The 21,103-nt window shown below is 66.5% G+C and carries 19 protein-coding genes and 2 pseudogenes; 11 read left to right on the top strand and 10 right to left on the bottom strand.

The genetic code is table 11. The features are described 5' to 3' along the window. Nucleotides 1-32 precede the first annotated feature (32 nt). Nucleotides 33-680: a nitroreductase family protein gene (locus OG456_RS38755; protein ID WP_266569791.1), complete on the bottom strand. Its 648-nt coding sequence runs from the start codon at nucleotides 678-680 to the stop codon at nucleotides 33-35. A gap of 59 nt (nucleotides 681-739) precedes the next feature. Then, nucleotides 740-1,564: an isocitrate lyase/phosphoenolpyruvate mutase family protein gene (locus OG456_RS38750; protein WP_266569790.1), complete on the bottom strand. Its 825-nt coding sequence runs from the start codon at nucleotides 1,562-1,564 to the stop codon at nucleotides 740-742. A 475-nt stretch (nucleotides 1,565-2,039) separates the two neighbouring features. Here OG456_RS38750 and OG456_RS38745 point away from each other — a divergent pair, with 475 nt between their 5' ends. Continuing rightward, a complete protein-coding gene (locus tag OG456_RS38745; RefSeq protein ID WP_266569789.1) occupies nucleotides 2,040-3,482 on the top strand; it encodes a PLP-dependent aminotransferase family protein in 1,443 nt (480 codons plus the stop codon). On the opposite strand, the gene OG456_RS38740 is transcribed toward OG456_RS38745, so the two are convergent. The 3 genes from OG456_RS38740 to OG456_RS38730 form a co-directional block, all read right to left on the bottom strand. Continuing rightward, nucleotides 3,413-3,682, bottom strand: coding sequence for a helix-turn-helix domain-containing protein (locus OG456_RS38740; protein WP_266569788.1), 270 nt, complete (start codon nucleotides 3,680-3,682; stop codon nucleotides 3,413-3,415). The genes OG456_RS38745 and OG456_RS38740 overlap by 70 nt on opposite strands. A gap of 187 nt (nucleotides 3,683-3,869) precedes the next feature. Continuing rightward, a complete protein-coding gene (locus tag OG456_RS38735) occupies nucleotides 3,870-4,067 on the bottom strand; it encodes a hypothetical protein (RefSeq protein ID WP_266569787.1) in 198 nt (65 codons plus the stop codon). A gap of 88 nt (nucleotides 4,068-4,155) precedes the next feature. After that, the gene (locus OG456_RS38730; RefSeq protein WP_266569786.1) at nucleotides 4,156-4,338 is read right to left on the bottom strand and encodes a hypothetical protein; all 183 of its coding nucleotides are present in this window, start codon (nucleotides 4,336-4,338) and stop codon (nucleotides 4,156-4,158) included. A gap of 244 nt (nucleotides 4,339-4,582) precedes the next feature. On the opposite strand from OG456_RS38730, the gene OG456_RS38725 reads away from it, so the two are divergent. Then, on the top strand, nucleotides 4,583-5,968 hold the full coding sequence (locus OG456_RS38725) for a PLP-dependent aminotransferase family protein (protein ID WP_266570728.1): 1,386 nt from the start codon (nucleotides 4,583-4,585) through the stop codon (nucleotides 5,966-5,968). Between the two features lie 160 nt (nucleotides 5,969-6,128). Here the strand turns inward: OG456_RS38725 and OG456_RS38720 are convergent, their stop codons facing one another. From OG456_RS38720 to OG456_RS38710, 3 genes and pseudogenes are all read right to left on the bottom strand, one after another. Then, nucleotides 6,129-7,343, bottom strand: a complete 1,215-nt coding sequence (locus OG456_RS38720; RefSeq protein ID WP_266569761.1) for an ISAs1 family transposase — start codon at nucleotides 7,341-7,343, stop codon at nucleotides 6,129-6,131. Nucleotides 7,344-7,465: 122 nt separating this feature from the next. Then, nucleotides 7,466-7,588: pseudogene (locus tag OG456_RS38715) on the bottom strand (IS21 family transposase); the annotation flags it as partial. A 467-nt stretch (nucleotides 7,589-8,055) separates the two neighbouring features. Beyond that, complete coding sequence (locus OG456_RS38710; protein ID WP_266569785.1) at nucleotides 8,056-9,297, bottom strand: DNA-3-methyladenine glycosylase; 1,242 nt, start codon at nucleotides 9,295-9,297, stop codon at nucleotides 8,056-8,058. A 460-nt stretch (nucleotides 9,298-9,757) separates the two neighbouring features. Between OG456_RS38710 and OG456_RS38705 the strand changes: the two genes are divergently transcribed. Together OG456_RS38705 and OG456_RS38700 are read left to right on the top strand one after the other, a co-directional pair. Then, nucleotides 9,758-10,105 (top strand): GNAT family N-acetyltransferase, encoded by a 348-nt coding sequence (locus tag OG456_RS38705; RefSeq protein WP_266569784.1) that lies wholly within the window; start codon nucleotides 9,758-9,760, stop codon nucleotides 10,103-10,105. Nucleotides 10,106-10,233: 128 nt separating this feature from the next. Then, nucleotides 10,234-12,108 carry a Na+/H+ antiporter NhaA gene (locus OG456_RS38700; protein ID WP_266569783.1) on the top strand — a complete coding sequence of 625 codons (1,875 nt, stop codon included), beginning with the start codon at nucleotides 10,234-10,236 and terminating at the stop codon, nucleotides 12,106-12,108. A 9-nt stretch (nucleotides 12,109-12,117) separates the two neighbouring features. Here the strand turns inward: OG456_RS38700 and OG456_RS38695 are convergent, their stop codons facing one another. Further along, nucleotides 12,118-12,774 carry a TetR/AcrR family transcriptional regulator gene (locus tag OG456_RS38695; RefSeq protein ID WP_266569782.1) on the bottom strand — a complete coding sequence of 219 codons (657 nt, stop codon included), beginning with the start codon at nucleotides 12,772-12,774 and terminating at the stop codon, nucleotides 12,118-12,120. Between the two features lie 627 nt (nucleotides 12,775-13,401). Continuing rightward, nucleotides 13,402-13,722: a hypothetical protein gene (locus tag OG456_RS38690; protein ID WP_266569781.1), complete on the bottom strand. Its 321-nt coding sequence runs from the start codon at nucleotides 13,720-13,722 to the stop codon at nucleotides 13,402-13,404. A 461-nt stretch (nucleotides 13,723-14,183) separates the two neighbouring features. Here OG456_RS38690 and OG456_RS38685 point away from each other — a divergent pair, with 461 nt between their 5' ends. The 7 genes and pseudogenes from OG456_RS38685 to OG456_RS50905 all read left to right on the top strand — a co-directional run bounded on the left by OG456_RS38685 (nucleotide 14,184) and on the right by OG456_RS50905 (nucleotide 21,100). Next, the gene (locus OG456_RS38685) at nucleotides 14,184-14,753 is read left to right on the top strand and encodes a GNAT family N-acetyltransferase (protein ID WP_266569780.1); all 570 of its coding nucleotides are present in this window, start codon (nucleotides 14,184-14,186) and stop codon (nucleotides 14,751-14,753) included. Between the two features lie 137 nt (nucleotides 14,754-14,890). Then, nucleotides 14,891-15,538 (top strand): glutamate-cysteine ligase family protein, encoded by a 648-nt coding sequence (locus tag OG456_RS38680; RefSeq protein ID WP_266569779.1) that lies wholly within the window; start codon nucleotides 14,891-14,893, stop codon nucleotides 15,536-15,538. Nucleotides 15,539-15,735: 197 nt separating this feature from the next. Continuing rightward, nucleotides 15,736-15,933, top strand: a pseudogene (locus OG456_RS38675) (transketolase); the annotation flags it as partial. 221 nt (nucleotides 15,934-16,154) lie between these two features. After that, nucleotides 16,155-16,496: a GNAT family N-acetyltransferase gene (locus tag OG456_RS38670; protein ID WP_266569778.1), complete on the top strand. Its 342-nt coding sequence runs from the start codon at nucleotides 16,155-16,157 to the stop codon at nucleotides 16,494-16,496. A gap of 801 nt (nucleotides 16,497-17,297) precedes the next feature. Continuing rightward, nucleotides 17,298-18,101: a TetR/AcrR family transcriptional regulator gene (locus OG456_RS38665; protein ID WP_266569777.1), complete on the top strand. Its 804-nt coding sequence runs from the start codon at nucleotides 17,298-17,300 to the stop codon at nucleotides 18,099-18,101. Between the two features lie 520 nt (nucleotides 18,102-18,621). Continuing rightward, on the top strand, nucleotides 18,622-20,031 hold the full coding sequence (gene lpdA / locus OG456_RS38660) for a dihydrolipoyl dehydrogenase (RefSeq protein WP_266569776.1): 1,410 nt from the start codon (nucleotides 18,622-18,624) through the stop codon (nucleotides 20,029-20,031). A gap of 538 nt (nucleotides 20,032-20,569) precedes the next feature. Next, entirely contained in the window at nucleotides 20,570-21,100 is a 531-nt protein-coding gene (locus OG456_RS50905; protein WP_353963596.1) for a TraR/DksA C4-type zinc finger protein, read from the top strand. Nucleotides 21,101-21,103 lie beyond the last annotated feature (3 nt).

The following is a 21,103-nucleotide window of genomic DNA, read 5'->3' as shown; positions in this document are numbered from 1 at the left end:
ACATGTTGTGGGTTTGGTTTCCGGGTGGGTTTTTAGATGAAGGTGAACAGCTGGTCGGGGGCGAATCGCGAGATCGGGGTGGTGTACACCCTCTCCGGGTCGGGGTAGCCGAGGGCCAGCAGCACCGTCGTGCTGTGTCCGCTCTCGCGGATCTTGAACGCCTTGTCGACACTGGTCGGGTCGAACCCCTCCAGCGGCGTGGCCTCGACGCCGAGCTCAGCGGCCGCCATCATGGTCAGGCCCATCGCCATGTAGGTCTGCTTCTCCATCCAGTGGTTCAGGTCCTTGTAGCCGTAGTTGCGCAGGTTGAGGAAGTCTCGGGTCATTGATTCCCACAGCTCCTGCTTTGACGGGTCAGAGAACCGGCCGTCGGCCTTCTCCTTCGTGAACACCGCCTCGAGGTGGCTGTCAGGCAGATCTGCCCGGGTGGTGAGGATGATGGTGTGCGACGCGTTCAGGATCTTCTCGGCGTTGTCCTGGAATCGTTCGCCCAGGTTGTTGGCGAGCTGCTCTTTGCCTTCGGGCGTGGCGAGGACGTAGAAGTGGTTGGGCTGTACGTTCACCGATGACGGCGTAGAGCGCAGGAACCTCAGCAGCTGCTGAAGGGTTTCCTCCGGAATGGTCTTGCTGGGGTCGAAATACCTGGTGAGGTGCTTGTTCATGAGCTTGTCGAGATTCATGTCAATCTGCCTTCTTCTTGCGATGAGTGGGTGAGGAGCGGTGGTTCGCAGGGTTTGGGCTATTTCGTGCCGCGGGCAAGCAGTTCGCTGACGCGGTCGAAGCTCATACCTGTCGTCGCCGAGGCGAGGTCGCCCGCGACGAGCGCCTTCGTGGCTTGTTCGAGTGCGCCCATCGCTTGGGTGTAGAGCAATGGGCCCAAGCTGATGCGCTTGACCCCGGCCTTCTGCAGTTCGGCGACGGTCAGCACCTTGTCCGACGGTGACACGAGGACGTTCACCGGTGTCGGCGCGACCGCGGTGACGATCGCGACGAGTGCGTCGAGGTCGGGTGGGTATGGGGCGTAGAGCACATCGGCGCCGACGTCGGCGAAGGCCGTCAGACGCCGGATGGTGTCCTCGAGATCGGGCCGTCCCTGGATGAAGTTGTCGGTGCGGCCGGTGACGACGATGCGCCCTTTGGCCGCGGCGACGGCGCTACGTATGCGATTGACTGCCTCGTCGAAGCCGCGGATGGGTTGATCGGGATTGCCCGAGGTGTCCTCGACCCCGATACCGGCGAGGCCAGACTCCACGGCGGCCTCAACGGTCGCGGCGACGCCTTCAGGCGTGTCGCCGTAACCGTCCTCGAAGTCTCCGTTGACGGGCAGCCCGGTGAGTCGGCCGAGCAGCCGTGCATGCTCGAGGTGCTCTTCGAGGGTGACTTCATGACGCCCGTCGAGGCGGCCGAGCGTGGCCGCGAGCGCCGCCGACGATGTCGCGATCGCCTCGAAGCCGGCATCGGCCAGCATCAGTGCCGAGAGGCCGTCCCAGGCGTTCGGCATGACGAGGCCACCGTCGCGGGTGTGCAGCGCCATGAATTTCTCATAGAGTTCGGAGCCCGGCATGTCGACCCTTTCCTGAATGATCGTTGAGCCGGTGAGGGGTTAGCCGGCTGGGTGCGCGGACCGCGTCGAGGGTTCCGGCGGTCAACCGGTGGGTGGGGTGTTGTTGGCGGCGGCGTGGAGCTTCTTAAAGCCGACCCAGCCCCAACAGACGAGATGACGCGCGATGAGTCAGTCGACGATGTCCATCGACTCGACGAGGTGGGTCTGTTCGCCCGTCGCTGTCTGGCGCGGGTACTCCCAGATCAACTGATGCCCGTCGGTGAGGTAGGTCCCAGTACCTGGCCGGTAACCTTGCCCCGTTCTCCCGTCTTCTGAACGGTCCGTCCCCAGCCTGTGGTGACGACCGCGCCGGCGGATCCCAGGTCCAGACACGTGACGTAGGGGTTCGGGAGACGTGCGGTGCTCCCGTGCGCTTGATTCGTCGTCATGCCCGCAACGCTACGGTCTCAGTGGTGCGGGAGTATGGTCCATTTACGTGAGAGATTCCCGGACCAATTCCGCGCCCGATCCTCCCCCCACGTTCGGTGCCGACCTCCATCTGGAGCTGCGCGGGCCCGGGCTGCGCGCAGGGCTCACGGACGCCTTGCGGGAGGCCGTGCGCACCGGGCGTCTGGTGCCCGGCTGCCGGCTGCCGGCCTCCCGCTCACTTGCCGCGGATCTCGGCGTCTCCCGCAACACCGTGGTCGAGTCCTACGCCGAGCTGATCGCCGAAGGCTGGCTAACCGCCCGGCAGGGCTCCGGGACCCGGGTGGCCACCCGGGTCGAGCCGCACAGGGCCGCGCCCGACGCTCCCCGCACGAGGCCGGACGAGCACCTTCCCGGGTACGGCCTGCTGACGGGTGTACCGGACCTCGCGAACTTTCCGCGCACGCAGTGGCTCACCGCGGCCCGCCGGGCTCTGACCGCCGGGCCGCACAGCGCCTTGGGCTACGGAGACGCCCGCGGTCGCATGGAGCTGCGTACAGCACTCGCGGACTACCTGACGCGGGCCCGCGGGGTATATGCCGGGCCGGAGCGGATCGTCATCTGTTCCGGTTTCCACCACGGCCTGGCGCTGATGGCCCAGGCGCTCAGGGTGCGGCGGGTGGGGGCGGTGGCCGTCGAGGCCTACGGTTTCGATCTGCATCGCGACCTGCTGACGAACGCCGGTCTGCACACCCAGCCCCTCTACGTCGACGAACATGGCGCACGCATCGACGACCTGGCGCGACTGCGCGGAGTGGGCGCGGTGCTGCTGACCCCGGCGCACCAGTTCCCGACGGGGGTCGCGCTCAGCCCGGAGCGGCGCGCGGCGGCCGTCGACTGGGCACGTGCCACCGGCGGCCTGATCCTGGAGGACGACTACGACGGGGAGTTCCGGTACGACCGCCAGCCGGTGGGTGCCCTGCAGGGCCTCGATCCGCAGAGGGTGGTGTACTTCGGTTCCGCAAGTAAGTCCCTGGCGCCGGGGGTACGGCTCGGATGGATGGTGCTCCCGGAGGAACTCATCCCGGAGATCGTGACGGCCAAAGGGCACGGCGACTACATGACGAGCGCCCTGGAGCAGCTGACGCTCGCGGAATTCATCGCCTCGGGCGCGTACGACCGTCATGTGCGCTCGATGCGGCTGCGCTACCGGCGCCGCCGCGAGCAGCTGGTCGCGGTCCTGCGCCAGAGGGCTCCCGGCATTCGTGTGGCCGGCATAGCGGCAGGACTGCAGACGGTCCTCGACCTCCCTCGTGGAACTGAGAGTTCGGTGGTCCAGGCCGCGGCCCGGCAAGGTCTGGCGATCAGGGGGTTGACGCAGTTCCGCTACGAAGTGGCGGACTGTGGGTGGCAGTTGCCCGAACGGGACGGCCTGGTGGTCAACTACGCGGCGCCCTCGGACAGCGCGTGGGCGGGCGCACTGGACGCACTGTGCAGGGTGATGCCTAGTTGAACCTTGGAGACCAGGGCCTGCCGACCACCCGTGGCCAACGCCCGCCGCCAGCGGTTCGCCGACATACGGGTCACCCTGAACTGCCGGGCCACCTCCCGGTCACTGGCGCCCGCCTCGATCAGATCAGCGGCCGCCAACCGGACCTGCTCACGCCGAACCCGCTCCTGAGCCGTCAGCCCTCCGCCATCGGGATACCTCATCCCTCCGGCATAGCGCAGACCACGACATCCGTCACGACCCCACATAACCCACACCCTTAAAGATCTCCTAGCGCCGTTCGCGCGGTCCGACCACGCGGGAACTCGCCCTGCCGACACGGAGACTGCTCCTTACGCGGTGCAGGCCGGGAGCAGCCTGGCCGCTCCCGGACGTTGCAGCGGTGCTCTTTCAAGGGAGCAACTTTTCTACACCGGCAGCGCCCTCTTCGTCGAGAAGGCGGCGTGCCTGTTCAAGCCTTTCCGGTGTGATGTCGTGACCAGATGCCAGTACTACATCTTCCGGGTCGGGCAACTGTTCCGTGCCGGTGTGGAGGACCGCATCTGGAGTTGGCTCTCCCCACTCATCGTCGCCAGGGCCTTCAGACATCACGTCTCCTTCGTTCGAACAGATGTGACGGGCATTGCTCCGCGCCATGCTCAGCGCGAGAGATCGGCCGTTCAAGTGCTGGCAACCTTCACTGATCGCTCGGGCTCTCGTGCTGGTTCGCAGCCCAGGCAAACGCCTCTGCCAGGTCCTTCAAGGATGCTGCGACCGCTCCATGATCCTTGTGCCCTTCCTGCTGTCGTGCTTGAGACGCGATGGCCTCGAAAAGCGCCACTTGAGCATTCTCTTGCGCCGTAGAGTTGGCATTGCTCACGATGTCCTCCGAATTCCTGTCCGGGCACAAAGTTCAGGCCCAGCCTCACGCTAGCTTTCGTTGAAACTGATGCACCTGGCAAGCGCGGGTTAGCGCAGGGCCGATCAGCACGTTGCTTCTCCGCAAATAGTATTGCAGCTTTGATCTACAGCTCATCTATAGGGGATCGACACCCTTCGTGGAGAGTTGGGCCGCTCCGCAGCGGCGCTTACACCCGCCGCCGTTCGCCAGTACTGTTCACACCATGTCGGAATTCTGGGCTGCTTCGGGTATCACCCCTGATTTGATACGAGCTGGCCGAGGTGTACGCCGTAAGCTGGCCGAAGCCGTGCGCGAAGCTGTCCGCACCGGCCACCTGGCCCCAGGGACACGGCTGCCCTCCTCCCGTCAGCTCGCCACCGACCTCGGCCTTGCCCGCAACACCGTGGCCGACGCCTATGCCGACCTCGTCGCCGAGGGATGGCTTACCGCCCGCAGAGGCTCAGGCACACTCGTGGCAGACAGGATGATCACTCGACCGATCTTGGCGCGCTCGGCCGCCGATCCATCCGGGGACTTTTGCCACGACCTGATCCCAGGTAGCCCCGACCTAGCCGCTTTTCCTCGTGCAGCCTGGCTGAGGGCCACACGCCGCGCCCTGGCCGCGGCCCCCGACGACGCGCTCGGCTATGGCGACCCACGCGGTCGGCCGGAACTACGGGCCGCACTCGCAGACCATCTCGCTCGAGCCCGGGGCGTGCACGTAAGTCCGGAGCACATACTGATCTGCGCCGGCGTCTCCCACGGCCTGCAGATCCTGAGCGGAGTCCTGGCCGGGCGGGGGGCGAGGAACGTCGCCGTCGAGTCCTACGGCCTAGACAGGTACTGGGGCCTGCTGGCGGCTGCTGGGCTGAAGACCCTCCCGCTTCCCTTGGACACCCACGGGACCGACCCGGTGCCGCCCGTCGGCACCGATGCGGTCCTACTCACACCGGCTCACCAGTTCCCCGTGGGCACGGCATTGCAGCGCGATCGCCGGACGGCCGTCGTGGAATGGGCCAGACGGACCGGCGGGCTGGTCCTGGAGGATGACTACGACGGTGAGTTCCGGTTCGACCGCCAGTCTGTCGGGGCGCTCCAAGGACTCGACCCCGACTGCGTGGTCTACCTGGGTACCGCCAGCCAGACCCTTGCTCCTGGCCTGCGGCTGGCCTGGATGGCGCTGCCTCCCACGCTCGCTGAGGAAGCCGTGGCGGCCAAGGGGCAGATCGACTCGTGCGAGGTAGTCAGCCAGCTGACGATGGCGGAATTCATCACCTCCGGCGCCTACGACCATCACGTACGTGCTGCCCGTCGGCGCTACCGCGATCGACGAGACGCTCTCGTCACAGCCCTGCTCCAGCACGCCCCAAAGGTGCGCGTCATCGGGACAGCGGCTGGCCTTCACACCGTGCTCGGTTTGCCGCCCGGGACCGAGCAGCGGGTCCTTCAGTCGGCAGCCCGGCAGGGCCTCAAAGTGGCTGGCCTGTCCCGATACCGCCATGACCGGTCCCTGAGCGCCATGGCCGATGCCCTCGTCGTTGGATACGGGGTGCCCTCCGACGCTGCGTGGCCTCAGGCACTCTCCGCACTCGTGCGGATCCTTTCCTGACGCGCCCCTGAGTAGCCGGGCACCCGGACCGACCTTTTGTGGGTACGGCGTCACCTCACGCCTGCCCGGGCTGCACCGTCAAGAAGGCAGGCGCGGATTCATGACGTGCATATTCAGCGGCACTGCTCCTGTTCTCGCCCGGTTCATAGACAGGGCTTGATCAAGTTCCGTGGGTGTCCTGGTTGTTGATGATGCCCAGGATCGGGAGTGCCCGTCGTGGTTCGTCGCGGATCGCCCGGGTGGTTTTGGCGATGTTCTCGGCGCCGAGGGTCTTCAGCACGCCGATGGCCAGGTTGCGGAAGGTGGCCATGGCTCGGGGTGCGGCCCCGGTGTGGACGGTGGAGGCGTCCTCGGCGAAGGTGACGTCTCTGATGTGGTGGCTGGAGTTTTCCACTCCCCAGTGCCCGCGAATCGCGGCGGCGAGGTCCGCGGGGCTGGTCTGGTGGGCTTCGAGGCTGGTCACGGCGTAGACGCTCTCGCGACTCTCGCGGCTGCCGGTCGGCCGGCGCCGGCGGTGGACGCGGATGGCGAGCTTCGCGTGCGGAAAGGCGATGCCACCGAGTTCGTCCGCGATGCCGCAGGTCTTGATCGAACGGGACTCGCGCCGGCCGTGCCCGACCTCGGAGTGGGTGTGCTGGACGGCGATGTCACGCCACGGCAGCGTGGCGAGCTGGCTGTGGGCGGTGGGCTGGTTGGTCTTGATCACGGCGATGTAGTGGGCCTTCTTCGTCTCGACCAGCCAGGTGATTTTCGCCTTGACCGAGTGCAGCGCATCGAAGGTGACGAGAGTGCCGGCCAGGTCCAGCGGTGCCAGCAGCGGCTTAAAGTGCGTGGTTTCGTTGGTCTTCGCGCCGACCTCGGCCTGCGCGAGTGTCACGACGGTGGTGTGGCTGACCGCCGACAGCAGGTGACGGCGGGTCACGTCCAAACGCGCTGAGCCCTTGAGCGTCTTGCCGTCCACCGCGATGGCCCGCCGGTGCGCGGTGGACACGACGGTGCGGTGCCGGTCGGTGAGGTAGGCGCCCACCGCGGCGTCCAGGGCATCGCCGTCGACGGCGATCAGCACCCGCCCGATCGTCGCCGGCGACGGTGTACGCCGCCACCGCAGTGGATGGCGGCGTACACCGAGGGCGGCCAGCAGCCCACCCGAGGCCCGGGCGCCCCATTCGGCGAGCTCGTCGATGCTCCTGGCGCCCGAGACGACCGCACAGGCACACACCATCAAGATCGCCGTCAGCGAGTACCACCGGCCCCGCCGCGAGCGCGGGTCGGGGATGGAGTCGAAGTAGGGGCGCAGATCAGCGACCTGGCCGGGTTCCAGCGGACCCAGCTTCACAAGTACGGCAGGGATCGGGGAGGATGCAACAGCAGGCACGGGACCTTCTCATGATCACGAGGCGTAGACACCCTAATGATCACGAAGCCCGTGCCTGCACCGCTACCCACCCCTCACAGCAACAACCAGCACAACCACGGAACTTGAAGCCGCCCTGGTTCATAGACCGTCCGCGAGGCCGGATCCACAGGCCGATAGGCCGGCCGCAGATCCCGGATGCGGTGCTTGAGCACGGTCAGGCCCCGGTCCCGGCCGATCGTCTCGGCGATCGCCGTCGCTGGCATCTGTTGCGACAAGCGTTAGAACCGCCAAGCGTCGCTACTGGTCCACTTTTCAGCGTGCTCTTGCGAGGAACCCCGGGGATTCACCCCCGGGAAGAATCGCATCCGGTGATGGCGATGCGGAGCATCGCCGCGGCAACACGGGCGCGGAGCGCCCGCAAATCAGACCGGGCCGGAGTACCTGGTGAAACGGTTGGTTCATCTCATCGGTTTCAGCGCGGCAAGCCTGCGCGGCCGGTGCAGTTTCACGGTCAAAAAGTGCCGGTGCTGGACTCCGGGAGGGCAAGCACACGCCGTGCTTGGTGCACTCGGCACCAGCCGACCGCGCGGGCGAGGCCTAGCAGCGATTCCACAGAAGCAGTCGAGAACTCTTGAAGCACCGCTCTGCGAGGCGCTCCTGGCGATAGCAGCGCCATCGACCGCAAAGCCGTGCCGGCCGAGGTGATTCGCTGAGCTGCAGAGGGGGCCGGTCAGTGGTCCGCAGCCCACAGGTGATTCGAGACGTATGAGCGCCATGGTGCGAGGTCCTCGCGGCCCTCTGCCAGGCTGACGCCGTGCCGCTCCGCAGACTTGACGACTCCGAGATCGGTGGCCAGCAGAATGTCGCGATCGCCCATGGCGCGCATGGCGATGTACTGCTCAGTCCACGGGCCGATGCCGTACAGGGAGAGGAGGGTGGCACGCTCCGTGCTCCGGTCCGCGGCCGGGTCGAGGGTGACACGGCCTTCCGCGCAGGCTTCCGCGAGAACGTGCAGCGACTTGGCCCGCGAGGGCGGCAGCGACAGCGCGACCGGGGCGATGGCGGCGAACTGCTCCGGTGTCGGGAAGAGACGGAGGTCGCTTCCCGGCAGGACAGATCCATGCTCCGTGACGATGCGGTTCAGCCGTCTGCGCGCCGCGGCCACTGAGATCTGCTGCCCGATGATGCCCCGCACGGCGACCTCGAACCCGTCGACCGCTCCTGGGGACCGCAGCCCCGGACGTTGGGCGACCAGCGGCGCGAGTGACGCATCGGTGCTCAGCAGGGTGTCGATGGCGACCGGGTCGACGTCGAGGTCGAGCACGCGACGCGCCCGCAGGATGACGTCGTGGAGGTCTCGCTCGTCGTCTGCCTGAATCCGGCAGCCGATGCGAGTGCTCGCCATGGACAGGGTGATCAGGGCTGACCCGTGTCCGGAGGCGAAGGCGCGGGTGTAACTGCTGGCGTCGACTCTCTCGATGGCGTTGAGTTGCCGCATGCGCAGGTACGCCAGGATCTCGTCGAAGTTCAGGGGTGCGGTGTAGGGCAGGCAGACGGTGAGTTCGATGCGGTCCGGGTGGCTTCCACCCTGCGGCTTGGCGCCGCGGCGCCCTTCAGCCCGATTCAAGGCCTCGAGCATCTCGCCGACGCCACGGAACCCGGCGAGCTGAGCGATCTGCGTCGACGGCAGGGCCGTGGCATTCAAGAGCGTTTCGGCAGTGCGTGTCCGTTCCTCCAGGACAAGCTCGGCCACACCCAGTCCAGTCGCATCCCGCACTGACTGCTCGAGCTCTTCGGGGGAGCAGCCCAGGCGGCGGGCCACCGGCGGCGTGCCGTCGAAGGCGACAGCGGCAGAACGGACGGCGGCGGCCATTCTCACCCGCCGTGGACGACGCAGCCGGTCCCGAGAGCTGCTCTGGCCCGCCGACGTGCCCGGGCTGGTCTTCAGTTCCGGCACGGGGGGAGTGGCCATTGTGGCTCCTACGGGTGTGGCGGCGCGCTTGCGGCAGGGAGGGTCGACTTTGACTTAACCACAAGTGGACCTAATGGTCCACTTGATCGGAAGTGTCGATGCTTCGGGCCTGCATGCGCCAAATGGCTGCCGGGCCGGCCCGGCAGCACCTCGCACCGGGCGCGGAAGGGCGTGTGGACGGGCTCGACCGGGGTCGGGCGGGCCATAGCCGGAGCGACATGCCTGCTAGCGAGCGGTGTGGGAGGTGGTCTGGCGCGGACCTCAGGGGTCGCGTACGTCAGGCGGGGTAGTGCGTGAGCGGCTGTTACTGGACTAATTCGTCCAGTCAAACTAGGGTGACCAATGCGAACGCCTGCCTTCCGGCGATCGGTTCGGAGGCTGCACCCCGCCAGAGTGGCCGCCGAGCACCTTTTGGCCAGCTTTCCCGCAACGAGGCTCGCAGCACGCCGGAGGGTGTGAGATGTCTGACGTACTGTTTTCGGATACAGAATCGGCTGTGACGGTCAGCGACAACACGGAAGAGCGCCGCTACGAGATTTCCGTGGCGGGCCAGGCGGCCGGACATATGGGCTACCGAGTGATCGGAAATCGGCGCGTCCTCATGCACACCGTCATCTACGAAGCGTTCCGAGGGCAAGGTTTGTCCAAAGTCTTCATTCGGAACATCTTGGACTCTCTGTGCATCCACGGAAATACGGCTTCAAATTACTGCCCGGCCGTCGACAAGTTCATCCACGAGCATCCCGAATACATCAACCTGGTCGACGTGAAGCACCCAGGCATCTGGGTGGCTGACACCTCGAGCTGATCCGACGGCTACCGCATCTCATGAATCCTCCTCGCCATCGCGATCATCACGCCCACCGCAGCCGGACAGTGGAGAGGACGTCGGCCGCGCTGCCGCACGGGACGGCCCGAACAGTCCGCAGTGTCGGCATGCACACGCCGCTCCGCGATTTCCTGCGTACGGAGACCGGGAGCGCATCCGTGCTCCTCGCGGCCGCCGTCGCGGCGCTGGCCTGGGCGAACGCAGCGCGCAGCAGCTACGAAGGCTTCTGGCACACCGAGCTCGCCATGAGCTTCGGCGCTCACGGACTGTCTCTCGATCTGCGGGAATGGGTGAACAGCGGCCTGATGACGCTGTTCTTCTTCGTCGTGGGCCTCGAGGCACGCCGGGAATTCGACATGGGCGAGCTGCGCGAGCGCAGGCGAGCCACCCTCCCCGCGGTCGTCGGCCTCGCCGGCATGGCTGTCCCCGTCCTGGTCTATGTGGCCTGCAACGCCGGGCACGCGTCGGCGCATGGATGGGGCGTTGCCATGTCGACCGACACCGCGTTCGCCCTCGGCATGCTGGCGCTTATCGGGAAACGGCTGCCGGCAGGCCTGAGAATCTTCATCTTGACCATCTCCGTAGTCGACGACTTCGTCGCCCTCGCTGTCATCGCCGTGGTCTACAGCGGACACATCGAGCAGTCCTACCTGTGGCCCGCCCTCGCCTGCTTCACCGGCATGCTCGCCCTGCACCGCACCGGCGCCAAGCGTCCGGTCTTCGTTGCAGTAGCCGCAGCCGCGTGGCTCATGCTGCGCAAATCCGGCGTCGAACCCGTCATTGTGGGGCTCGCCTTGGGGCTCCTCACGTCCGCCTACCCGGCGAATCGGGACGACCTGGAGCGGGCCAGCGGGCTCTTCCAGGCCTTCCGTGAGCAGCCCACGCCCGAGCTCGCACGCGATGCGCGCATCGGCGTCGCGTCGGCTATCTCGCCGAACGCCCGGTTGCAGCGCCTGTATCACCCGTGGACCAGCTACGGGATCGTCCCACTGTTCGCCCTGGCCAACTCAGGCCTGATCATCAGCACGGACGAAGTGAGCACAGCGTTCACCTCGCCCATCACACTGGGCATCATCGCCGCCTATGTCCTGGGCAAACCGGCGGGCGTGATCGGGACGTCCTGGCTCATGTCCCGGCTCCGCGGCGGGAGCCTGCGCCTCGCTGTCGGGTGGGGCGCCCTCGCGGCGGGCGGGGCGATCACCGGGGTCGGTTTCACGGTCTCGCTCCTGATCTCGACCCTCGCCTTCTCCGGGCGGGACCTCACTCAGGCGAAGATCGGCGTTCTCAGCGCGGTCGTCCTCTCCGTCGTCACGACGTGGCTGATCGCCTGGACCCTGGACCTCCTCCCGGAACAGGCCCGCATCCGGTCTCTGCTGGGAAGCGCGGAATCCATCGTGGACCTGGTTCCCCCGGTCGACGACCGGCGCGACCATGTCCGCGGTCCCGTTGACGCTCCCGTCACCGTGGTCGAGTTCGGCGACTTCGAGTGCCCCTACTGCGGTCGGGCAGAGCCGGTGATGAGAGATCTTCTCGCCCACGCAGGCGACGTCCGCTACGTCTGGCGGCATCTCCCACTCACCGATGTGCACCCCCATGCCCAGCTCGCCGCCGAGGCCGCGCAGGCCGCCGGCGATCAGGGAGCGTTCTGGGGGATGCACGACGCCCTGCTCGCTCACCAAGGCGCCCTGGCGATCGACGACGTTATCCGGCACGCCGAGGAGATCGGTCTCGACATAGACCGCTTCCACACCGGCCTGAGCAGCCCGGCCGGCGCGGCACGCATCGCGGAGGACGTGGAGTCCGCGGACCGAAGCGGCGTATCGGGAACGCCGGCCTTCTTCATCAACGGACGGCGGCACGAGGGCGCATACGACATCGAGAGCCTGACTGCCGCCGTCAAGACGGCGCGGCTTCGAGTCAGCCTGCAGCAGACAGCCCGCAGGCGGCTCTTCACCGCCGTGCGCGGCGGTGAACCGGGCTGAGGGCCCGGTTCAGTCCACGACGTACGAACGCACGTGGTCCAGGGCCATCTGCATGGAGACGCGCATCGGTTCGACGTCCTGAGCGGTCTGGGCCAGCAGATAGCCACCCTGGAGGGCGGCCATGACGGCGGTGGCGAGCTGGTCAGGGTCTGCTTCCTCGCGCAACGTCCCGTTTTCCTGCATGCGCCGCAGGCCCGCCGAAATGAACTGCTCCCACTCCGCGAACGTCTCCGCCAACTTGCCCCTCGACGTGGGATCCTGCGCGGCTCGCGCGCTGACGAGTGAGCCGAGCGCGCACCCGTAGGCCCCGTTCTGCAGGGAGTTGAGGTGGATAATCGTGTCGGCCCATCGCTCAAGCGCACGAATGGAATTCATCCGTTCCAGCAGTTGGCGATCACGATTCAGGATTTGATCGGCTCGCAGATCGATGACGCCGTGGACGAGCTGGTCTTTGTCCGCAAAGTGACGGTAAAGCTGGGATTTGCTCGTCCCGCTTGTCGCTCGCACATCGTCGAGCGTGACCGAGTTGACGCCCCGCACATAGAAGAGTTCGGCAGCGGCCTGAACAATGCGGTTTCGGGTGACGGCACCGCGCGCAGTCAGGCGTCGCTCCTGTGAAAGGGCAGCATCTACGGACATGTGGTCGATATTACTACGGTCGATCACCGCGTTCCTGGAGGAGCTGGAGGGGGCGGCATGGACGGCCGGCGCGCTCCCGGACGCGTCAGCGGAAGGCTTCCCGCCCGTCGGTAGATCGGACCCGCGGGGCCTGTTCTCGGCTGGTGCACGTGTTTCATCTGCCATCGTGGACCATCTCCGCTTCTCGCTGGATACGACGCCGCAGCAGGTGACGCCCTACTCCAGCCCGGCTTCCCGTCACGCTGACGTCTGCATAGCTGTCCTGCCAGGATGCAACGGTCCGCTGTGGGCACGATCGAGTCCAGTCGCTGACGACGACTTTCAAGAGTCGCCCTTCTAGGACTATATGGTCCTCTTGATTTGCTGATGGCGGAAGGGGGCGGCGGCGCGGAATGAATTACGAAGATGAATTCCCACGCTTATCAGTGACGACGATCTGCGCCGCGCCCCTCCCGGCGAGCGGCAGCGCGGAGCTCGCCGCCCGTCATCCTCCGCGGCATGAACGAGGACCTCTGTCGGCGGCCTATCGGAGACTGAGCGCCTTTCGTACCCGACCCCGGCATCGAACTGCTGATCGCGGCGATGCCGGGCAGCCGAGCTTCCGGGCCGCTGGCGACACTTGATCGGGCTCGCCGGTCAGGTATCGCCAGTGCTCTACCGGCTGGACCGCAAGGAGCACCGGCACAGCCTGCCGGCGGCGGCTTCCTCCGCATGCGCACCGCTGTCGTGGCGGCCGTCAATCCACGGCAGTTCGGGCAGCACACGGCAGACCTGGTCGGGGCGTGGAGCCCGCACTATGTGCCGGAAGGCGCGTACGGGCGCATCACTGGCGCGTCGGGGATCGATGTGCCCGTACTCCTGCGGACCCGACTCGGACACCGAGGCGTGGGTCGACGAGGCTCCCTCGCTGCGCTGTTTGTCCGGCCGAGGACGGCGCCTCGACGAGCGCGGCGTGCAGTAGAAGATCTCCGGCATACCTCGATCGTGCAGCGGGCGCCGCCAGTCCAAGGTGCCGTCCGATCTTTGCCAAGCCCCTGTGAGCGGGGATGATGTCTCGCGTAGTCAAAAAAAGGACTTGACAGTCCTCTTTCTGTTTGGCACGCTGAATGCCATGCAACGGGCGGCTTCTCTCGGCACACCATGATCCTAGGCGCGAAGACCCGGGGCCCCAGGCGACGCCTGTCACGCCACGAGGAAAAGCACAGGCCACGATGCGAGATCGGAAACCGCGCGAGCACCGGACGGCACGAGCTGACGGCGTCGGTGGAGGACTTCCGACTCGAACATCGGGTCAAGCACTCATGATTCAAGCCGTTCAACCTTGCGCGCGCTCCAAGCGGTTCCCCCCACTCTGTCGTTCACGGTGAACGTCTGAGAGGCGATTGCCCCACCAGATGGCCGTACTGATTGCACGCTGAAACAGGCGGTGAACCACGATGACCCAATCGGCAGAAGTCACGATCGAGAGCAATCAGATCCTCACGCCCCGCTTGCGGCTGAGGAAATGGCACCTCGACGATGCGGCTGCCGCACTGGCGGTTTACGGTTCCGACGAAGTCACACGATGGCTGGCGCCGGCAATGAACACCGTCCCCACCGCGGCGCAGATGAAGTCGCTCCTCAGCTGCTGGAAGGCGAACTGCGACGCCCTGCAGTACCCGGCCGGCCGCTGGGCGATCGAACTCCGCGAGAGCGGAGACGTGATCGGAGGCGCCGTTTTGCTCCCGCTGCCGCCCTACGGCGAGGATCTGGAAGTCGGCTGGCAACTCGCGCCGCAGGCCTGGGGCATGGGCCTGGCGTCAGAAGCCGGCCACGCCCTCGCCCACTACGCCTTCAGCTCAGGCGCCGCCGATGAGGTTTTCGCCGTTGTGCGCCGCAAGAACGCACGGGGATGCTCCACGGCGAAACGCGTGGGGATGGAGTGGGTCGGAGAGACAGAGAAGTACTACAACCTTCGCCTCCAGGTCTACCGCCTCCGCAAGGGCGACCTCGACATCCCCACATAAACAGCCGGCACCGGCACGAGAAGACAAACGGCCGATCGGCCGTCAACACCCGTGCGCGCAAAAGGCCGCCACGGCTCCAGCCAGTTTGGATGTCGACCCTGTGACGTCCGTCCTTACCCAACAAAGGTGGTTCACGCATGTCCCTTGGGGAGGACGAAGCAGAGGCACACGTCTACGAAGCGGGCTTCAACAGAAAGCCGTCCGCACAAGTGGGCGTGGAAATGGAGTGGTTGATAGTCGATCCCCGGGATGCGCGACAGCACATACCTGCCGACTGTACGTCTCAGATTTGCGAAAGCCTGCAGGCCTCGAACGCGCTCCCGGGAGGCAGCAAGGTCACACGAGAGCCCGGCGGGCAGATCGAGCTCAGCTCCCAGCCCTGCCGCACACTCGCCGAGTGCGTGGAGGCACTGGCCGCCGATCTCGATCGACTGCGCGAAGCGACCTCCGACGCAGGTGTCGCGCTGCTGGGCCGCGGACTCGACCCTTACAGAGAGCCGCCACGACTGCTCGACCAGCCGCGCTACCGGGCCATGGAGGCGTTCTTCGACCGCGGGGGCCCCTGGGGCCGGATCATGATGCGACGTTCGGCGTCCCTGCAGTTCAACCTGGACTGCGGCGATGACACGCACGGAACCTCGGGCTACAAGTTCCGCTGGGAACTAGCCCACCGGCTGGGGCCGGTTCTGGTTGCCGCCTTCGCCAAGTATCGGCTGACCGCAACCCGCGCCGGGCATCCGCAGGCATTCCACCTGCTGCATCGACGACGGCTCGCCGCCCCGTGACCGAAAGGAACCTCTCCGTGTCCGCAGCCCAGGCCACCACGCTCGGCCCTGACAGCGACCTCTCCCGAGCCTTCGAGCTGGCCCAGCAGCTGAGTGTCGACTCCGTGCGCGCCAGCACCTCGGCAGGCTCGGGGCACCCCACGTCCAGCCTCTCCGTGGCGGACCTGATGGCCGTCCTCATGACGCGCCACCTGCGCTACGCCACCACGTTCGCCGCCTTCCTCACCCGGGCCCACGACTTCATTCGTATTGCCGCGGTTTCCGACATCACGATGGCGCTGTGCGGCACCCACAGCGGCGTGGAAATCGGCGCCGACGGCCCGTCTCAGATGGGCGTCGAAGATCTCGCCATGATGCGCGCCGTGCGTGGCTCCACCGTCCTCTATCCCAGCGATGGCGCACACCGGCGGCCCAGGCCCTCTTGCCAAGAAGCGACCTGCAGATCACTGAAGAGTCAGCGACTGGGTGAGCCGGCGCATCGACCGCCTCGGCGGCAGAGAACGGGAATGCGGTGCGCGGATATCGCGATACCTCCATGAGGACGATACAGTCCATTTACTGTCGATCGGAGTGGCCCCGTCGTCCGGACGGAGCCCGTACAGATACAGGAACAACAATGGCCGAGAAGCTGTGGGCAGACGCGAGCGACTCGATCGCCGTCTTCCGGGACGACGGAAGCCGGTACTACGAGGTTCAAGAGAACGGCGAGTACGCAGGGTTGCTCGCTTACGAGAGCAAGGGCAATCACTACAGCTTGACGCACACGTTCGTCCAAGAGGGCCGTCGCGGCCGGGGCCTGGGGACCGCGTTGATCCGAGTAGCGCTCTCCGATCTCAAAAACAAGGGTGCGACCGTCACCAACTGGTGCCCGGTCGTGGACCGCTTCGTTGAGGGCCACCCCGAGTTTCATGAAGTAGTCGACCGCGGATCCCACACCACTGACGAGGCTCGCAGCTGAGACGATCAACATCGTCCCAACCGAGGTGGCGCAAGCAGATCTGCCCGGGCAGCTCGCGCACCTGTCCGGTGCTGCGGCAAAATTTCGCCGATGTCGCCTTGGCTCCCTCCTTCCTCAGGAACCATGCACGTGGCGGTCGTGAGCAGCTCGATCTCGACTGGCCTCACGACCTGTTGAGGCACCGGGAGCTCGAAAAGGGCGTCGACTTGGGCATGGAGCAGCGGTCCAGCCGACAGGCCACTCGCGGACGAAGCGGCCGGGCGGGGGTACCTGCGCCCGGCACCCGCGAATGACAGCTCATTGCGCCGCTCCTCCGCTGGGTAGGTCCGAGTTGTTCAGACGTCTGGAAGCGCAGCGTGTCCGCCGCCGAGTCCTCCGGTGCGCCTGCCCGCTCGACGAGCACCTGGGTGCGGCATCGTCGCTGTCGGGGACTGCAAAGCGCTCATCTCATGCAGCGAAAGATTCCGACCGCCCGACCGTCGGCTGACGGTGTCTACGCACCCTCAAGTGCAGTACTCATGATGTGACGGACGGTTTGGTCCCGTAAATTTACCCGCGACCGATTTGGCATGACGTACAGACCCTACAATGGGACTATAGAGTCCATTTGTAATCGACTGGACGAGCGGCGAGAGCGGAGCTCGAGCCCAGGTGGCGTAGCAAGACAGTAAGGCCTGACGCGTCTCCGGCTCGCGGCCGAAGCCCGACGGCCAGCAGTCAGATGACCCACACGATGCGGCGGGGTGGGATGGACGAAGGTGCTACTCCCTCGATCTCGAATCCCCCAGAAGGAGGCAGAGAATGACGATCACGAGCGGACAATTAGGCGAGGGCGCCGTGGGGCTGATGCTCCGCGAGGCGTCAGCGCGAGCCGAGAGCGAAGGATCGTCGCTTGCAGTAGATGCCGGAACCAGAGGGATGCAGGCCCTCTCTCCGGAAGCCACGATGGCAGCCCCGCATAGTAAAGTCGGCCTCATGGCCGAAGATGATGTTGCTCCGTCGAAGAGGCGCCTGACGCCTCGCGGAGCTGTGACACGCGATCGCATCGTCCAAGCCGCTGCAGACCTCTTTTACGTTAAGGGCGTCAACTCGGTCACCTTGGACGACGTGCGAGCGGTGAGCGGGACCAGCAAGTCCCAGCTGTACCGCCACTTCGCAGACAAGGACGAGCTTGTGCACGGTGTAATTGAGCTGCGTGCCCAGCAAATTCTCGAGCGCGACCGGCTGCACCTGGAGCGGATGAGCTCCTTTCGGGCCCTGGAACGCTGGAGCGAGTCGATCATTCGACTCAATTCCCTCAAGGATGGTGCCTACGGGTGCGCCCTTGGTTCGCTGGTCGGAGCCCGCGCTGCTCAAGACTCTGCTGCGCGAGACCTGCTCGCCGAGAAGTTCGGCGAGTGGGAGGAACTGATCGCCGCTGGCCTGCGCCGCATGCAGGAGAACGGCGAGCTCAAGAAGGAGGCCGACGCGGCAAAGCTTGCCGTGGCCGTAATGTCCGCCCTTCAGGGAAGTTACCTGCTCGCGCAGATGACGCGTGATGTCGAACCGATGCGTATCGCCATGGACATGGCCCTCGGTCACGTGAAGACGTACACCGTGAGCTGACGTATGCCCTCGCGGGGGTGGGCAGCGGAGCGGCAGTCGCTGCCTGTCTGCGAGGCGCCTCAGCAACCAGCGGAGACCGCGCCCCGCAAGCAGTGTGCCCGGGCCGACGGCGCATCGCACCGGAAGTGCTAAATAAAGGACCGATAGGTCCTGAAACCGCACGAACCCGACCATCTTCTCCGGCTAGCGTCCTCGCGGCGCGAAAGACCCGCCGACGGGATGAGTCGAAGTTATGCCGCTCCCCGGCCACCCAGCTCCAGCCAGTGGGTTGGAGCAGGTGAAGCTGCTCTCCTGGCCGCTCTCGCGGGCTGCGCCCTCACTCTAGTGGAACGTTCGAACGGTACGCGCTCACTGTCGTGCATCACATCTACGGGACTGTTTGGTCCTCTATGATGGTCCCTGCCGGCTGACAAGACCCCCCCTCCCGCAACCAGTAGCGCCCACCGAGACGTGTGGCCGCCACCAGACGCCCGGCTCGGCACCCCGGCAGCTGCTCGGCACACCGCGAAGGAGCAACGCCATGAGCCACAGCGAAGATCTCTACGACATCGTCGTCTTCGGAGCCGGCAGCGCCGGGTACGCCGCCGCGCTACGCGGGGCGCAGCTCGGACTCACCGTCGCCCTGGTCGAGCGCTACAAGCTCGGGGGAACCTGCCTGCACAACGGCTGCATCCCCACTAAGGCCATCCTGCATGCGGCAGAACTGGCCGACCAAGCACGCCAGGCCGGCGACGTGGGAGTGCGTGCATCCTTCCAAGGCATCGATATGGACGCCCTGCACGCGTACAAAAACAAGGTCGTCTCAGGCCTCTGCAACGGGCTCACCGGCCTCGTCGCCGCACGCGGCATTACCTACGTGGAAGGAGAAGGCCGGCTGTCGTCGGCAACCTCCGTCGACGTCGGCGACCGTCGGCTCACGGGCCGTCATATCGTGCTCGCCACAGGATCTGTGCCGAGATCCCTGCCCGGACTGGAGATCGACGGCCATCGGGTGATCTCGTCGGACCACGCCCTCAACCTTGACCGCGTCCCCAAGTCGATGATCGTGCTCGGTGGTGGCGTGATCGGGGTCGAGTTCGCTTCTGCGTGGGCGTCCTTCGGGGCCAAGGTCGCGGTCGTCGAGGCCCTGCCCCGTCTCGTGCCCGCCGAGGACGAGGACATCTCCAGTCGACTGGCGGCAGAGTTCCTGAGCCGGGGGATTGGCCTCCACCTCGGAGTGTCCTTCGCTGGCAGCGAGTACACACGCGACGGCATCCGCGTCCGCCTGGCGGACGGCACCGTACTCGAAGCGGACCTGCTGTTGGTGGCCGTCGGACGAGGCCCTGTTTCCCAGGGCTTGGGCTACGAGGAGGCTGGTATCGCCATGCAGCGAGGGCACGTGCTGGTCGACGAGTACATGCGCACCAACGTGCCCACTGTCTCCGCCATCGGAGACTTGGTCCCAACCCTGCAGCTCGCGCACGTCGGCTTCGCCGAAGGAATCCTCGTCGCCGACCGCTTGGCGGGGAAGACGCCCGTGGCCATCGACTACGACGGGGTCCCGCGGGTCACGTTCTCCCGCCCCGAGATCGCGTCGGTCGGTCTGACGGAGGCCAAGGCCAATCAGGCCTACGGCACCGGGAACATCGACTCCGTCGTCTACGACCTCGCGAACAACGCCCGCAGCCGGACGCTGCAGACAGAGGGCCACGCCAAGGTCGTCCGGAGGAAGGACGGAGCGGTCGTCGGCATACACATGATCGGCGACCGGATGAGCGAGCAGATCGGGGAAGCGCAGCTCATCTACAACTGGGAGGCGCTTCCCCAGGACGTCGCAGGCTTCATCCACGCCTACCCGACCCAGGGCGAAGCGCTCGGCGAGGCAAGTCTCGCGCTGACCGGAAAGCCGTTGCACCTGCAGACCGCACAGCACGACAGCATCGCCCAGTAGACGCGATGCGCAGCGGTGAAGCCTGCCACCGGCATCTGAGCGGGGGCTGACCCCTGGAAGCCCTCCGACACCCTCAGCTGTCCCGTACGGTGCGGCTCCGCCGAACAGAGGTGTCGCACGGGCCGGGGGCGCAATCGGAACACGGGAGAGAAGAATGCACCATGCCGTACGGAAACCGGGTCACGCCCGGCGGAGATATTGTGGCCACCAGCCTGCGCGTAGCCTGGAGGGGCAACCGCGGACCCCTGCACACGGGGACGGATGTCGTGCGCCCGTGCCGCGGAAAGGGCTGGGTCATCTGCGCCCTCGAGTTCAACGACCGGTATGAGCCCCAGTGGGTGCCCGGTCGGCTGACGTGGCTGTTCTTCCGCTGCGAGGCGGTGGCGCTGGCCGCCGGGCACCGGCCCTGCTCGGAGTGCCGCCACGGCGACTACACGGCCTACCGCCAGGCCTGGGCTGCCTGCCTTGAGACCAGCAGGCCTTCTGTCCAGCTGATCAACAGCCAGCCCGGTCAAGCAGGCGGCAGAGGAGGCAGTACATGACGAGCGCCGAAGAAGACCCTCCCCCCACCCTCCATGACGGACCCGTACAAGGGCAGCATGACGAGCTCGTCGCGAGACTCATCCGTGAGGTGGAGACCCTTGCCGAAGAGATCGCGGCAAAGGAGAGGCAAGCCCTGGACCTCCGCGCGGACTGCGCCCTGGACGCGGCTGACGCCAGTGCCGCCGACGAAGCGGTCGGAAGAACGCTCGCCGAGGCCGAAAACGCGCAACGCCTGAGAGAGCAGAAGCTCGTAACGCTCGCGAACCTCCGTGAGGGCACATTCGGTGTCTGCGGCAGCTGCGGAGCAGACATCGATCCCGAACGGATGACCGCGCTGCCGCACACACGGCTGTGCGTGCGGTGCAAGCAGGCGCACGCACAGCCCACGCTCTTGCCGCCATCTGCCCGCCCCTCCGTTCCACCCCACCGGCCAGAACCCCTCAGTGCCGGCCCTCCGTTCCACCCCACCGGCCAGAACCCCTCAGCGCCGGCACTCCGTTCTCGCCCTGGGAGGCGCCCGTCGTGAAAA

This window comes from Streptomyces sp. NBC_01446 (genome assembly GCF_026340095.1).
Classification (GTDB): Bacteria; Actinomycetota; Actinomycetes; order Streptomycetales; family Streptomycetaceae; genus Streptomyces; species Streptomyces aureus.
This window is presented reverse-complemented; position numbering and strand designations above follow the sequence as displayed.

What these genes read in the sequence shown, in the direction of transcription:
- OG456_RS38755 (WP_266569791.1), bottom strand. Translation starts at nt 680, where the DNA reads ATGAATCTCGACAAGCTCATGAACAAGCACCTCACCAGGTATTTCGAC.
- OG456_RS38750 (WP_266569790.1), bottom strand. Translation starts at nt 1,564, where the DNA reads ATGCCGGGCTCCGAACTCTATGAGAAATTCATGGCGCTGCACACCCGC.
- OG456_RS38740 (WP_266569788.1), bottom strand. Translation starts at nt 3,682, where the DNA reads ATGAGGTATCCCGATGGCGGAGGGCTGACGGCTCAGGAGCGGGTTCGG.
- OG456_RS38735 (WP_266569787.1), bottom strand. Translation starts at nt 4,067, where the DNA reads ATGTCTGAAGGCCCTGGCGACGATGAGTGGGGAGAGCCAACTCCAGAT.
- OG456_RS38725 (WP_266570728.1), top strand. Translation starts at nt 4,583, where the DNA reads ATGTCGGAATTCTGGGCTGCTTCGGGTATCACCCCTGATTTGATACGA.
- OG456_RS38710 (WP_266569785.1), bottom strand. Translation starts at nt 9,297, where the DNA reads ATGGCCACTCCCCCCGTGCCGGAACTGAAGACCAGCCCGGGCACGTCG.
- OG456_RS38705 (WP_266569784.1), top strand. Translation starts at nt 9,758, where the DNA reads ATGTCTGACGTACTGTTTTCGGATACAGAATCGGCTGTGACGGTCAGC.
- OG456_RS38700 (WP_266569783.1), top strand. Translation starts at nt 10,234, where the DNA reads ATGCACACGCCGCTCCGCGATTTCCTGCGTACGGAGACCGGGAGCGCA.
- OG456_RS38690 (WP_266569781.1), bottom strand. Translation starts at nt 13,722, where the DNA reads ATGCCGGAGATCTTCTACTGCACGCCGCGCTCGTCGAGGCGCCGTCCT.
- OG456_RS38685 (WP_266569780.1), top strand. Translation starts at nt 14,184, where the DNA reads ATGACCCAATCGGCAGAAGTCACGATCGAGAGCAATCAGATCCTCACG.
- OG456_RS38680 (WP_266569779.1), top strand. Translation starts at nt 14,891, where the DNA reads ATGTCCCTTGGGGAGGACGAAGCAGAGGCACACGTCTACGAAGCGGGC.
- OG456_RS38670 (WP_266569778.1), top strand. Translation starts at nt 16,155, where the DNA reads ATGGCCGAGAAGCTGTGGGCAGACGCGAGCGACTCGATCGCCGTCTTC.
- OG456_RS38665 (WP_266569777.1), top strand. Translation starts at nt 17,298, where the DNA reads ATGACGATCACGAGCGGACAATTAGGCGAGGGCGCCGTGGGGCTGATG.
- lpdA (WP_266569776.1), top strand. Translation starts at nt 18,622, where the DNA reads ATGAGCCACAGCGAAGATCTCTACGACATCGTCGTCTTCGGAGCCGGC.
- OG456_RS50905 (WP_353963596.1), top strand. Translation starts at nt 20,570, where the DNA reads ATGACGAGCGCCGAAGAAGACCCTCCCCCCACCCTCCATGACGGACCC.